The sequence below is a fragment of the Streptomyces piniterrae genome (genome assembly GCF_005048155.1).
Lineage (GTDB): Bacteria > Actinomycetota > Actinomycetes > Streptomycetales > Streptomycetaceae > Streptomyces > Streptomyces piniterrae.
The window spans coordinates 215,575-229,038 of sequence record NZ_SUMB01000007.1 but is presented as its reverse complement, the minus strand read 5'-3'; the positions used below and the strand labels follow the sequence as shown (position 1 = coordinate 229,038).

At 72.5% G+C, this 13,464-nt stretch carries 8 protein-coding genes; 4 read left to right on the top strand and 4 right to left on the bottom strand.

Features of this window, described 5'->3' with window-relative positions:
* The first annotated feature begins 160 nt into the window (after positions 1 to 160).
* Together FCH28_RS21425 and hrpB are read left to right on the top strand one after the other, a co-directional pair.
* Complete coding sequence (locus FCH28_RS21425; RefSeq protein WP_136741692.1) at positions 161 to 979, top strand: class I SAM-dependent methyltransferase; 819 nt, start codon at positions 161 to 163, stop codon at positions 977 to 979.
* A gap of 55 nt (positions 980 to 1,034) precedes the next feature.
* A complete protein-coding gene (gene hrpB / locus FCH28_RS21420; RefSeq protein WP_136741691.1) occupies positions 1,035 to 3,680 on the top strand; it encodes an ATP-dependent helicase HrpB in 2,646 nt (881 codons plus the stop codon).
* Between the two features lie 75 nt (positions 3,681 to 3,755).
* On the opposite strand, the gene pgfA is transcribed toward hrpB, so the two are convergent.
* From pgfA to FCH28_RS21405, 3 genes are all read right to left on the bottom strand, one after another.
* A complete protein-coding gene (gene pgfA, locus FCH28_RS21415; RefSeq protein ID WP_136741690.1) occupies positions 3,756 to 4,757 on the bottom strand; it encodes a cell envelope lipid trafficking protein PgfA in 1,002 nt (333 codons plus the stop codon).
* A 13-nt stretch (positions 4,758 to 4,770) separates the two neighbouring features.
* On the bottom strand, positions 4,771 to 4,905 hold the full coding sequence (locus FCH28_RS21410; protein ID WP_136741689.1) for an SPW_0924 family protein: 135 nt from the start codon (positions 4,903 to 4,905) through the stop codon (positions 4,771 to 4,773).
* Between the two features lie 175 nt (positions 4,906 to 5,080).
* Positions 5,081 to 7,009, bottom strand: coding sequence for a lytic transglycosylase domain-containing protein (locus tag FCH28_RS21405; protein WP_136741688.1), 1,929 nt, complete (start codon positions 7,007 to 7,009; stop codon positions 5,081 to 5,083).
* A 163-nt stretch (positions 7,010 to 7,172) separates the two neighbouring features.
* Here FCH28_RS21405 and FCH28_RS21400 point away from each other — a divergent pair, with 163 nt between their 5' ends.
* Positions 7,173 to 8,090, top strand: coding sequence for a DUF4184 family protein (locus tag FCH28_RS21400; RefSeq protein ID WP_136741687.1), 918 nt, complete (start codon positions 7,173 to 7,175; stop codon positions 8,088 to 8,090).
* A gap of 24 nt (positions 8,091 to 8,114) precedes the next feature.
* On the opposite strand, the gene polA is transcribed toward FCH28_RS21400, so the two are convergent.
* Positions 8,115 to 10,850 carry a DNA polymerase I gene (gene polA / locus FCH28_RS21395; RefSeq protein ID WP_136741686.1) on the bottom strand — a complete coding sequence of 912 codons (2,736 nt, stop codon included), beginning with the start codon at positions 10,848 to 10,850 and terminating at the stop codon, positions 8,115 to 8,117.
* Positions 10,851 to 11,111: 261 nt separating this feature from the next.
* Between polA and FCH28_RS21390 the strand changes: the two genes are divergently transcribed.
* A complete protein-coding gene (locus FCH28_RS21390) occupies positions 11,112 to 13,397 on the top strand; it encodes an FdhF/YdeP family oxidoreductase (protein WP_136741685.1) in 2,286 nt (761 codons plus the stop codon).
* The last annotated feature ends 67 nt before the right edge of the window (positions 13,398 to 13,464 follow it).

Here is a 13,464-nt window from a genome sequence, read left to right as displayed (position 1 = left end):
GCAACTTGTAGCATACGGGGGCAGCCGGACACGGTCAATGCGCGAACGCGCACACCCGGGGCAGAACGCCCCATAACCGGCACACGCGATGTTCCGCGAGGCTAATGGCCTCACAGTCCCTGCAGCGACAAGCACAGCGAAGACTACGACGACGGGCGCGATGAACCAAGAGTATGAGCCGGAGGCGACCCGACGTGACGCCTCCGACGCGGAGAGCAGCCGGGCCAGTCGTGGCTGGTGGGACCGTAACGCGGACGACTACCAGAGCGAGCACGGCGCGTTCCTCGGGGACGACCGCTTCGTCTGGGGCCCCGAGGGGCTGGACGAGGCGGACGCCGGGCTGCTGGGTCCGGCGACGGAGCTGAAGGGGCGGCGGGTCCTGGAGATCGGGGCGGGCGCGGCGCAGTGTTCCCGTTGGCTGGCGGCTCAGGGCGCCCACCCGGTGGCCCTCGATCTCTCGCACCGGCAACTGCAGCACGCGCTGCGGATCGCCGACGGGGCGGAGGGTGAGGTCGGCCTGGTGGAGGCGGACGCGGGGGCGCTGCCGTTCCGCGACGGCTGCTTCGACCTCGCGTGCTCCGCCTACGGCGCGATTCCGTTTGTCGCCGATCCGGTGCGGGTGCTGCGCGAGGTCCGCCGGGTGCTGCGGCCCGGCGGCCGGTTCGTCTTCTCGGTCACCCACCCCATCCGGTGGGCGTTCCCCGACGAGCCGGGCCCGGAGGGCCTGTCGGTGGCGGCCTCCTACTTCGACCGGACGCCGTACGTCGAGCAGGACGAGACCGGCCGCGCGGTGTATGTGGAGCATCACCGGACGCTGGGCGACCGGGTGCGGGATGTGGTGGCCGGCGGGTTCCGGTTGGTGGATCTCGTCGAACCGGAATGGCCGGAATGGAATACGCAGGAGTGGGGCGGCTGGTCTCCGCTGCGCGGGAACCTGATCCCGGGGACGGCGATCTTCGTGTGTGTGGCGGAGTCGTAGTCCCTGCCCTTCGGCCCGTGGCTGCCCGGTGCGGCGGGGGCGGCAGACTGGGACGGTGAATCTCGCCCGACCCCCGGCCGCGGGTACGCCCCGCGACGCCCTTGCCCAGCTGCCCGTGCGCACCGCGCTGCCCCCGCTGCGTGCTGCCCTCCACGGGTCCGACGGTCCTGGTGCCGCGGTGCTCTGTGCGCCGCCGGGCACCGGCAAGACGACGCTGGTGCCGCTGGATCTCGCGGGTCTTACGGGCCAGGGGCCGGCGCGGCGGGTGCTCGTCGCCGAGCCACGGCGGATCGCGGCCCGTGCCGCGGCCCGGCGGATGGCCTGGCTGCTGGGCGAGAAGGTCGGCGATTCCGTCGGGTTCACCGTGCGTGGTGAGCGGCGGGTCGGGCCGCGTACGGCAGTGGAAGTGGTGACCACCGGGGTGCTGCTGCAGCGGTTGCAGCGGGATCCGGAGCTGGCCGGTGTCGATGTGGTGGTGCTCGACGAGTGCCATGAGCGGCATCTGGACGCCGATACCTCCGCGGCGTTCCTGCTGGACGTACGGGAGACGCTGCGCCCCGAGCTGCGGCTGGTGGCGGCGTCGGCGACGACGGACGCCGAGGGGTGGGCCCGGCTGCTGGGCGGTGCGGACGGTCCCGCGCCGGTGGTGGCGGCGGCCGGCGTGTCGCACCCGGTGGCCGTCGTGTGGGCGCCTCCGGAGCGGCCGGTGCGGCCCCCGCATGGGATGCGGGTCGATCCCGCGCTGCTGACGCATGTGGCGGGGGTGGTGCGGCGCGCGCTGCGGGAGCAGTCGGGGGATGTGCTGTGTTTCCTGCCCGGTGTCGGGGAGATCGGGCGTGTCGCCGGGCTGCTGGCCGGGCTGGATGCCGAGGTGCTGCAGGTGCACGGGCGAGCGCCGGCCGAGGTGCAGGACGCCGTGTTGGGCGGTGGGGACGGCGTACGGCGGGTGGTGCTGGCGACGTCGGTGGCGGAGTCGAGCCTGACGGTGCCGGGCGTGCGGGTGGTGGTGGACAGCGGGCTGGCGCGGGTGCCGCGGATGGATCATGTGCGGGGGCTGAGTGCCCTGGCGACCGTACGGGCCTCCCGGGCGGCGGCGCGTCAGCGGGCCGGGCGGGCCGGCCGCGAGGCACCGGGTGTGGTCTATCGCTGCTGGTCGGAGGGGGAGGACGGGCGGCTGCCGCGGTTCCCCGATCCGGAGATCAAGGTCGCGGATCTGACCGCGTTCGCGCTTCAGGCGGCGTGCTGGGGGGATCCGGCGGCGACCGGGCTGGCGCTTCTGGACGCGCCGCCGGCGGGTGCGCTCGCCGCGGCGCGGGACGTACTGGCGGCGGTCGGAGCCGTGGACGCGGACGGCCGGGCGACGGAGCGCGGTGTGCGGATGGGGCGGCTCGGTCTGCATCCGCGGCTGGCGCGTGCGCTGTTGGACGGCGCGCGCGAGGTCGGTGTGCGTCGGGCGGCGGAGGTGGTGGCGCTGCTGAGCGAGGAGCCGCCGCGCGCGTACGGGGACGATCTGGCGGCGGCATGGCGGACGGCGCGGCGGGGCGGTGACGCGTACGCGGCCAGGTGGCGGCAGGAGGCGCGACGGCTGTCGTCGGCGGCCGGGGTGCCGGGACGGGCCGAGGGCGCGGATGGCGCTGATGGCGCGGTTTCCGGTCCGGACGGGGGCGCGGACGGCCGGGCGGCGAGCGATGACGCCGTCGCCGGGCTGGTCGCCGCGCTGGCGTTCCCCGAGCGGGTGGCGCGGGCGCGCGGGGTGGGGAGTTATCTGATGGCCTCCGGGACCGGGGCCGAGCTGGCCGGGGCGGGGCCCGGTCCGGGGGCGCGGGCGGGCGACTCCTCGCGGCTGCGGGATGCGGCGTGGCTGGCCGTCGCGGTGGCGGACCGGCCGGTGGCGGCGGCGTCCGCACGGGTGCGGCTGGCGGCGGTGATCGACGCGGAGACGGCGTGTGCCGCGGCGCGGGCGCTGTACTCCTCGGGCGAGGAGGTCCGCTGGTCGGACGGGGACGTGGTGGCCAGGAGCGTGACGCGGCTGGGGGCGATCGAGCTGGCGGCCCGGCCGCTGACGGCGCCCGATGCCGGTCTGCTGCGGGAGGCGGTGCTGTCGGGGCTGCGGCAGGAGGGTCCCGGGCTGCTGCGGTGGTCGGCGGGCGCGCTGTCGCTGCGGCAGCGGATGGCTTTTCTGCACCGGGAGTTGGGCGCGCCGTGGCCGGATGTGTCGGATGCGGCGCTGCTGGAGCGCGTCGAGGAGTGGCTGGGGGTGGAGCTCGGGCGGGCCCGGCGGCGGGCCGACCTCGCGCGGATCGACGCGGGGCAGGCGCTGGCCCGGCTGCTGCCGTGGGCGACCGGCGACGCGGCGCGTTTCGAGGAGCTGGCGCCGGAGCGTATCGAGGTGCCGAGCGGTTCGCGGGTGCGGGTGGACTACGGCGGTGAGCAGCCGGTGCTGGCCGTCAAGCTGCAGGAGCTGTTCGGCCGGCAGGAGTCGCCGCGGGTGGCGGACGGGCGGGTGCCCGTACTGGTGCATCTGCTGTCACCGGCCGGGCGGCCGGCCGCCGTCACCGCCGACCTGGCGTCGTTCTGGAGGGACGGTTACCGCTCCGTGCGTGCGGAGTTGCGCGGCCGCTACCCCAAGCACCCGTGGCCGGAGGATCCTTCTACGGCCGAGCCGACGCGGCATACGACGGCACGGCTCAAGCGGGGCTAGGGCGTATCCGATGGGGCAGGGGCTGGTGGCGGGCGCCGGGCGACGGTCACGGGCCAGGAGTCGGCGGCGGTGGCGTCAGGCGGGCGTCGGCCGGGGGTCGGGTCGGGGGGTCTCGTCGTCGGGGACGCCGGCGCCGGGGCGGCGGCTGCGGGCTTCCAGGTGGAGGCCCAGGGCGAGCAGCGCGGCGCCGACGACCAGGAAACCCCAGGGCAGGTAGCCGGTGAGCAGCAGGACGAGGGTCCGCTGGGAGGTGACCAGGGCGACGGTCGAGTCGACGTAGTCGTCGCGCATCTTCACATGGCCGGCGAAGGCGGTGACCTTGCCGCCACCGGGCAGCAGATCGCCGCCGCGCAGCTCCTCCTTGTGGATCTCCTGGCCGTTGACCGGTGCTCCGGTGACCGGCTCCACCCAGAACATCCGCTTGGTGCTGTACCAGCGGGTGGTGCCCATCTTCTCGACGGACTCCGGGGTGATGCCCTTGACCGGCATCTTCTTGGGGAGCCGGACCTTGGTCCAGGGAATGGTCTGCTCGAAGTAGTAGACCTCCAGGCCGCGGAAGGTGCGGGTCCCCTTGTAGTGGATGGGGGCGGAGGTGCGGGTCTGGGCGTCGAAGTAGGTGTAGTCGCGCGGCTCGGTGAGGAACGGCCACTTGTACTCGATGCCTTCGCGGCGGACCCGGTCGCCGTCGACCATCTCGCCGGTGGCGTGCACCGGCTCCTGGGAGTGGGCGTCGAAGATATAGCGCTCGGGGATCTCGGAGACCATCTTGCCGTCGGGTCCGGCCACATAGGACAGCGCGTCCCAGACGACGACGTCGCGGCCGGCGGTCTGCTCTATCCGGTCGGACTCGGCGACATTGCCCTTGAGGGTCTGCACGATGGTGACCTTGGGTACCCGCTTGGCCTTCATCGTCCCGTAGTCGATCAGGGTGGCGGGCTTCGCCTCCAGGACCATGTCCTGGTACTGGCCGGCCGGGATCTTGGCGAGCCGCGGGAAGGCGTACCAGCGCAGCAGCGGGGCCAGGGCGGTGAAGAAGACGGCGAACGCGAGCAGGACCAGGCTGGCTTTGCGGCGCATGACGGCGTCCCCCTCAGGGGTGCTCGGGGACGGTGGTCAGCAGCGGCTTCGGCGAGGTGCGGCCGCTGGGCGGGCCTGCCGCGGTGACGGTGAGCACGAGGGCGAGCGCCGCGGCGAGTCCGACGGCGGCTGCTGTCAGGGCGCGCATGGTCGGGCCTCCCGGTGATCGGCGATCTGATATGTCGTCAGGGCGGGGGCACCGTAGCAATGGGCGGCGCAGATGAGAACACGTTGCACCGCCGTCCTGCCCTGGGGCGGGCGGGACGGCGGTGCGGAACCTTCGCGACGGGCCTACGGGCGGGCCGTCCTATGGGGCGGGGCGTCTACGTGGCGGCCGGGGCGGTGACGTTGAGCTTGATGGTCAGTACGGCGCCGTCGGCGGTGGTCAGCCGCAGCAGGAACGTCCCAGTGTGCGTGTCGGTGTAGATCTTCGGGAGTTTCAGCAGGCCGTTGCCGTCGGTCGTGAGGGTGGTGAGGGTGCGCACCGGCTCGTTCGGGTCGGCGGCGGTGGCCCCTGGCTTCGTGACCTTCTCGGAGTCCGTGGCGGGCTCGCGGTTCCCGGCGTGCTCGGGGTCCCTGACGGGCTCGGGGTTCTTGAAGTAGGGGCCCTTGTCGTTCTCGGCGCATTCGGCCGAGCACTTCGGGTCGTCGGTGACCATGGTCGCCGTGACGGCCACGCCGGCGGCGGCCCTGCCGTGATACGTCGCCTTGATTTCTACCGCGTCGGCCGCGAAGGCCCCGCCGGCGGTCGCCGTCAGCTTCTTGTCGGAGGTACGGACGAGCGCGTCGGCCTTCGGCGCGGACTGCGCGGCCTGGACGGTCATGGCGAAGTCGACGGCCGGTACGGTGCGGCCCTCGGTCTCCGCCCGGACGGTGAACGCCCCCGCCCTGTCGCCTGCTTGGAGCTTGGGCGCCGTGGCCAGACCGGCGTTGTCAGTGGTGACGGTTACGGTGGTGGTGCCGTCGGGGAAGCGGGCGTGCGTGCTGCCGGTGACGAGGAAGCGCACCGGGGCGCCGACCACCGGCTTACCCGTGGCGTCCTTGGCTTTCACCTGTGGCGATGCGGCGAACTCGGCGCCCGCGGCAGCCGTCAGGTGCTGGTCGCCGGTCCGTTCGAGGGCGGTGAGGGGGGCGGGATGAGCGGGAGGCTTCGGGGCGGGGGTTGTCGGGCTGGGGTTCGCCGGGTCGGGGGTCGGCTTCGGCGGGTTGCCGCCGTCGGGCTCACCGGGCTCGTTCGGCTTCCCTGGCCTGCCCGGCTTGCCCGGCTTGCCCGGCCGACTCGGCTTCGCCGGCTTGCCGGCCGCCTTGCCCGGCTCATGTCGCTGATCGGCGCGCTCGCCGTGGTGCGCCCCCGCGCCCTCGCCCCGCCCGTTGCGGCCGCCGTCGGCCCGCGAGCCGGTCCGGTGCACCGGGAGTACGCCCTTGCCGTCCGGCACCTCATGGGTGCCCTTGCGGTAGAACGCGTACCAGGACAGCACCGTCCGCAGATACTCCGTGGAGTTGTTGTAGCCGAGGATCGCGTGGTCCAGGTCGTGCCGCGTCGTCAGGTCGCGGCCGCCGTTGCAGAGATAGCGGCCCGCGGCGAGTGCCGCGTCGAAGACGTTGTTGGGGTCCTTCTTGCCGTCCCCGTTGCCGTCGGTGCCCCAGCCGGCGCCGTCGGGGCCGCCGTTGGACCAGGTGGACGGGATGAACTGCATCGGGCCCACGGCGCGGTCATGGGTGAGGTCGCCGTCGTAACGGCCGCCGTCGGTGTCGGTGATCCGCGCGAAGCCATGGCCGTTGAGCTGCGGCCCGAGGATCGGCCGGAGCGTGGTCCCCCTGGAATCGACCGCTCCGCCGGCCGCCTGCCCGGATTCCACCTTGCCGATGCCGGCGAGCAGCTGCCACGGGAGGCGGCAGCCCGGGTCGGTCTCGGCGATCCGGGCCGCGGCACTCTTGTAAGCGGCGAGGACGCTGGCGGGGATGCCCGCCTCGGCGGGGCCGGTGGCTATCGGGCCGCCGTCCCCGTCTCCGTCGCCGCTCTTGCGGCCTGAACTCCCAGGCGGCACGGGGCTGTTGAGGGGTGGCAGGTCGGTGTAGTACGTCGATCCGCCGTCGATGGGGGTGTCGGTCGCCGGCGTGACCGGGTCGTGTTCTCCTGCGGCCTCGGCGGCGCCCGGTGACTGAGAGGCGGTCAGGGCGGCGAGCGCCAATGCCACCACGACCGTTGAGGCCGCTCCCCTCAGGAGCCGTCGCCGGAATGTGGCTGCCATACGTGCCGTCCCCTCCGCGTTGCCCCCACCGCGCGCGGACGCGGTGGCGCGCTCCCCTGCGCTCCAACTCAGGCGACACTACGACAAGTCGGGCCGAGCAGCCAGCGCCCTCACTGGCCGACATAATGATCCGAACCGATCTGAATCGATCAAGGAGAGGTGCATGCCGTTCACGCTCAGCCATGCCGCTGCCGTGCTTCCGGCCATCCGCCGGACAGGTGCGGCTCGCGGCCCGCTGATCGCCTCGGCGCTCGTCGCGGGGTCGTTCGCACCGGACATGACGTACTACGCGGACACTCTGGTGCCGGGCGCCATGCTCTTCGGCGAGGTGACACACGGCCTCCCCGGAGTGCTGACGGTGGATGTACTGGTCACCGCGGCGCTCGTCGGCGGCTGGCTGCTGCTGCGCGAACCGCTGCTGGCGCTGCTGCCCGGCGCATGGCGGGGACGGGCGTACGCGTTCGTCCGCGGCCGCCCCTGGGATCCGCGCGGGCCGCGCCAACTCGCCGCGCTGGCAGGCTGGTTCTGGCTCTCGGCAGCGCTCGGGGCCGCGACGCATGTCGTCTGGGACGCCTTCACCCACCCGGGCCGCTGGGGCACCCGGCTGATCCCCGGCCTCAACGACATCGTCCACGGCCTGCCGGTCTACACATACCTGCAGTACGGGACGTCGGCCCTCGCGATGGCGGGGATCGGCTGGTTCCTGTGGTCGGCGTTGCGGGAGGCGGGCGCGCGAGGTGCGGTGGATACAAGGGCCATCCCCGCACTGACCGTCCGGATGCGGCTGCTGCTGACCGCTCCGATCGTCCTGTGGGTGCTCCTCGGTGCCGTACACCGCACGCTGCGGGCATACACCTTCTACGACGGCACGGTCTCCTGGTTCAGCTACGTGCCGACCGTGCTCTTCGGCGCGGGCGCCGGCCTCGTCGCCGGCCTGGTCTGCTACGGGGTGACCGTACGGCTGCTGCACCGCCGCGCACGCCGGGCCGAGGCGGCCGAGGACGGAGAACCCGGGCGGCCGGCAGGGCCCGCGGCGCAGACCCCGGCCTGCGCGGGGACGGGCGCAGCCGGCACCGACTGACCGCCCCGCCCCGCGCCCCTTCGCTCAGTGGGCCGCCGACTCCCAGTCCTTGCCGGAGCCGACCGAGACATCCAGCGGCGCGCTCAGCTCGACCGCCGCGGCCATCTCACGGCGGACCAGTTCCTCGACCTTCTCGCGCTCGCCCGGGGCCACCTCGACCACGATTTCGTCATGGACCTGGAGCAGCAGCCGGGATTTCAGCCCCGCCTCCCGCAGCGCCACGTCGACCTTCAGCATCGCGATCTTGACGATGTCGGCGGCGGTGCCCTGGATCGGGGCGTTCAGCGCCATCCGCTCGGCCATTTCGCGGCGCTGGCGGTTGTCGCTGTTGAGGTCGGGCAGATAGCGGCGACGGCCGAGGATGGTCTGCGTATAGCCGGTGGCACGGGCCTCCTCGACGACGCGCCGCAGATAGTCGCGCACCCCGCCGAACCGCTCGAAGTAGTTGTCCATCAGCTTGCGGGCCTCGTCGGGCTGAATGCCCAGCTGCTGGGAGAGGCCGAACGCCGACAGGCCGTACGCCAGGCCGTAGGACATCGCCTTGATCTTGCGGCGCATCTCCGGGTCGACCTGGTCCTTGGCGACCGAGAAGACCTGGGAGGCGACGGTGGTGTGCAGGTCCTCACCGGAGGTGAACGCCTCCAGCAGGCCCTCGTCCTCGGAGAGGTGGGCCATCACCCGCAGCTCGATCTGGCTGTAGTCGGCGGTCAGCAGCGACTCGAAGCCCTCGCCGACGACGAAGCCACGGCGGATCGCCCGGCCCTCGTCCGTCCGCACCGGGATGTTCTGCAGATTCGGGTCGGTGGAGGACAGCCGGCCGGTGGCGGCCACGGTCTGGTTGAAGGTGGTGTGGATGCGGCCGTCCGCACCGATGGTCTTGATCAGACCCTCGACCGTGGTGCGCAGCTTGGCCTGCTCACGGTGACGGAGCATGATCACCGGGAGTTCGTTCTCGGTCTGCGCGGCGAGCCAGGCGAGAGCGTCGGCGTCGGTGGTGTAGCCGGTCTTGGTCTTCTTCGTCTTGGGCAGGCCCAGTTCACCGAAGAGGACTTCCTGCAGCTGCTTGGGCGAGCCCAGGTTGAACTCATGGCCCGCCGCGGCGTGCGCCTCCTTTATGGCCTGCTGCACGGCGCCCGCGAACTGCTGCTCCATGCGCTCCAGCCAGCCCCGGTCGGCGGCGATACCCGCCCGCTCCATCCGGGCCAGCAGCACACTGGTCGGCAGCTCCACATCACGCAGCAGCTCGGCCGCGCCGACCTCCGCGAGCTTGGCCTCGAAGGCCGTGCCCAGGTCGAGGACCGTGCGCGCCTGCCCCATCAGGGCGTCCGCCTCGGCTTCCTCGTCGGCGCCGAACGCCAGCTGGCCGTCTCCGGCCGCCGCAGGGGCAAGATCACGGCCCAGGTATTCGATGGACAGGGCGTCCAGCGCGAACGAACGGCGGCCCGGCTTGACCAGATAGGCGGCCAGCGCGGTGTCCATCAGGACGCCGTCGATCTGCCAGCCGTGTTCGCCGAAGACCCGCATCAGGCCCTTGGCGTTGTGCATCACCTTGGGCCGGGCGGCGTCCGCGCTCCAGGCCGCGAAGGCCCGCTCGTCGGCCTCGTCCAGCTGGGACGGGTCGAACCAGGCGGCCGGCCCATCGGCGGCGGCCAGCGCCACCTCGGCGACGCTGCCGCTGCCCAGGGTCCAGACGTCCACGGTGGCGACACCCAGGGTGCCCTCGCCGTGCTCGGCCAGCCACGGGGCGAGCTCGCCCGCCCCGAGAACCGTGCCGTCCACCTCGACACCGGCGGCCGGCGTGGCCTCCTCGCCGGTCTCCTCGGCACCCGGGTCGACGGCGTGCAGCCGGTCCCGCAGGCCCTGGTTGCGGATCTCCAGCGCGTTGAGGAAGACCTTCAGGGCCTCCCGGTCGTATGCCTCACGAGTCAGCTCCGCCGGGCCGCACGGCAGCGCGACATCGCGCACCATCTCCGTCAGCCGGCGATTGAGCTTGACGGCCTCCAGATGCTCGCGGAGGTTCTGGCCCGCCTTGCCCTTGACCTCGTCGGCCCGCTCCACCAGCTCCGCGAACGAACCGAACTGGTTGATCCACTTCGTCGCGGTCTTCTCGCCGACACCCGGGATACCGGGAAGGTTGTCGGACGGGTCACCGCGCAGCGCGGCGAAGTCCGGGTACTGGGACGGGGTCAGGCCGTACTTCTCCGCGACCTTCTCGGGGGTGAAACGGGTCAGCTCCGAGACGCCCTTGGTGGGGTAGAGAACCGTGACGTCCTCGGAGACCAGCTGGAAGGAGTCGCGGTCACCGGTGACGATCGAGACCTCGAAGCCCTGCGCGGTGGCCTGCTCCGTCAGCGTCGCGATCACATCGTCGGCCTCGAAGCCGTCCACCGCGAACCGCTTGACCCGCATCGCGTCGAGCAGCTCGCCGATCAGCTCGACCTGCCCCTTGAACTCGTCGGGCGTCTTCGAACGGTTCGCCTTGTAGTCGGGGAACTCCTCGGACCGCCAGGTCTTGCGCGAGACGTCGAACGCCACCGCGAAATGCGTGGGCGCCTCGTCGCGCAGGGTGTTCGCGAGCATCGACGCGAAGCCGTAGATCGCATTGGTCGGTTGCCCCGTGGCGGTGGTGAAATTCTCCACGGGCAGGGCGAAGAACGCCCGGTACGCCATGGAATGCCCGTCCATCAGGAGCAGGTGGGGACGGCGACCCGCCGCCTCGCTGCCGGTCGCTTCGCTCTTCTTCGCTGCCTTTGCTGCCACGCCCCCGATCCTGCCACGCCCCACTGACAATCCCCGCCGCGGCCGCCTGCCCGCCCGCCCCGCAGCCGTCCGCGCGACCGGCCCCCGACCGTCCACGCGACGCCCGCACCGCCGTCCCCGCCCCGCCGCCGCCCCGCTCGTGACAGGATCGGATGTGTACGGCAACGATCCGCTCCGTACGGCAACGCTCCACCACACCCCGGCGGAGCGGGCAGCCGCATGACCGGAGACAACACAGCCCACGGCTCAAGGGAGAGCGCCATGGCAGGCAAGCCGCCCGCGTCGGACCCCGTCCAGGACGCACCCGAGGTCAGCGCACCCCAGCACGCCGCCGCCGGCCTGCCGGCCCTCGCCCACACCCTGCGCGTCTCCCAGCAGCAGATGGGCGTGCGCCGCACCGCGCTCACCCTCCTCCGGGTCAACCAGAAGGACGGCTTCGACTGCCCCGGCTGCGCCTGGCCCGAGGCCGACAAGCGGCACGCCGCCGAATTCTGCGAGAACGGCGCCAAGGCCGTCGCCGAAGAGGCCACCCTGCGCCGCGTCACCCCGGACTTCTTCGCCGCCCACTCCGTCACCGACCTCGCCGGCCGCAGCGGCTACTGGCTCGGCCAGCAGGGCCGCCTCACCCACCCCATGTACCTGGCCGAGGGCGCCGACCACTACGTCCCCGTCCCCTGGGAGCGGGCCTTCGACATCATCGGCGAGGAGCTCACCGCACTCGACTCCCCCGACGAAGCCGTCTTCTACACCTCAGGACGCACCAGCAACGAAGCCGCCTTCCTCTACCAGCTCTTCGCCCGGGAATTCGGCACCAACAACCTCCCCGACTGCTCCAACATGTGCCACGAGTCGTCGGGCTCCGCGCTCACCGACACCATCGGCATCGGCAAGGGCAGCGTCCTGCTCGACGACCTCTACAAGTCCGACCTGATCATCATCGCCGGCCAGAACCCGGGCACCAACCACCCCCGGATGCTCACCGCCCTGGAAAAGGCCAAGGCCGGCGGCACAAAGATCATCTCGATCAATCCGCTGCCCGAAGCCGGCCTGGAACGGTTCAAGAACCCGCAGACCCCGCGCGGCCTCGCCGGCGGCGGCACCGCCCTCACCGACCTCTTCCTCCAGGTACGGCTCGGCGGCGACCAGGCACTCTTCCGCGCCCTCAACCGACTGATCCTCGACACGGACGGAGCCGTCGACGAGGAGTTCGTACGCGCCCACACCCACGGATACGAGGAGTTCGCGCGGACCGCCCGCGCCGGCGACGACTGGGACGAGACGCTGCGCGCCACCGGCCTGACCCGCGAGGAGATCGACCGCGCGCTGGCCATGATCCTCGCCTCGAAACGCACCATCGTGTGCTGGGCGATGGGCCTGACCCAGCACAAGCACGCCGTCCCCACCATCAAGGAAGTCGTCAACTTCCTCCTGCTGCGCGGCAACATCGGCCGCCCCGGCGCCGGCGTCTGCCCCGTACGCGGCCACAGCAACGTCCAGGGCGACCGCACCATGGGCATCTTCGAACGGCCCGCCCCCGCCTTCCTCGACGCCCTGGAGAAGGAGTTCGGCTTCGCCCCGCCCCGCGAACACGGCTACGACGTCGTCCACGCCATCCGGGCGCTGCGCGACGGCCGGGCCAAGGTGTTCCTCGCCATGGGCGGCAACTTCGTCTCCGCCACCCCCGACACCGACGTCACCGAGGCCGCGGTACGCCGCGCCCGGCTCACCGTCCACGTCTCCACCAAACTCAACCGCTCGCACGTGGTCACCGGCGCCCGCGCCCTGATCCTGCCCACCCTCGGCCGCACCGAGCGCGACCTCCAGGCCGGCGGCGAGCAGTTCGTGACCGTCGAGGACTCCATGGGCATGGTGCACGCCTCCCGCGGCCGCCTGGAGCCCGCCGGCCCCCATCTGCTGTCCGAAACCGCCATCGTGACCCGCCTGGCCCGCCGCGTCCTCGGCGACCGCAGCCACACCCCCTGGGCGGAGTTCGAGAACGACTACGCCACGATCCGCGACCGCATCTCGCACGTCGTCCCCGGCTTCGAGGACTTCAACACCAAGGTCGCCCACCCCGGGGGCTTCACACTCCCGCACGCCCCCCGGGACAAGCGGCAATTCCCCACCACCACCGGGAAGGCCAACTTCACCGCCGCACCGGTCGAATACCCCGCGCTCCCCGAAGGGCGCCTGCTGCTGCAGACACTGCGCTCCCACGACCAGTACAACACCACCATCTACGGGCTCGACGACCGCTACCGCGGCATCAAGAACGGCCGCCGCGTCGTCCTGGTCAACCCCGACGACGCCCGCGCCCTCGGATTCGCCGACGGCACCTACGCCGACCTGGTCAGCGAATGGACCGACGGCAGCGAACGGCGCGCCCCCGGCTTCCGCGTCGTCCACTACCCCACCGCCCGCGGCTGCGCGGCCGCCTACTACCCCGAGACCAACGTCCTCATCCCGCTCGACCACACCGCCGACACCAGCAACACCCCGGCCGCGAAGTCCCTGGTCATCCGCCTGGAGAGCACGCTCCCGAGCTGACCGGGCGCAGGCCGACGGGGGGCAACGGCACCCCGGCCTGAGCGCTTGCTCAGTGGCCTGATAGGAA

What these genes read in the sequence shown, in the direction of transcription:
- FCH28_RS21425 (WP_136741692.1), top strand. Translation starts at nt 161, where the DNA reads ATGAACCAAGAGTATGAGCCGGAGGCGACCCGACGTGACGCCTCCGAC.
- FCH28_RS21410 (WP_136741689.1), bottom strand. Translation starts at nt 4,905, where the DNA reads ATGCGCGCCCTGACAGCAGCCGCCGTCGGACTCGCCGCGGCGCTCGCC.
- FCH28_RS21390 (WP_136741685.1), top strand. Translation starts at nt 11,112, where the DNA reads ATGGCAGGCAAGCCGCCCGCGTCGGACCCCGTCCAGGACGCACCCGAG.
- FCH28_RS21400 (WP_136741687.1), top strand. Translation starts at nt 7,173, where the DNA reads ATGCCGTTCACGCTCAGCCATGCCGCTGCCGTGCTTCCGGCCATCCGC.
- FCH28_RS21405 (WP_136741688.1), bottom strand. Translation starts at nt 7,009, where the DNA reads ATGGCAGCCACATTCCGGCGACGGCTCCTGAGGGGAGCGGCCTCAACG.
- pgfA (WP_136741690.1), bottom strand. Translation starts at nt 4,757, where the DNA reads ATGCGCCGCAAAGCCAGCCTGGTCCTGCTCGCGTTCGCCGTCTTCTTC.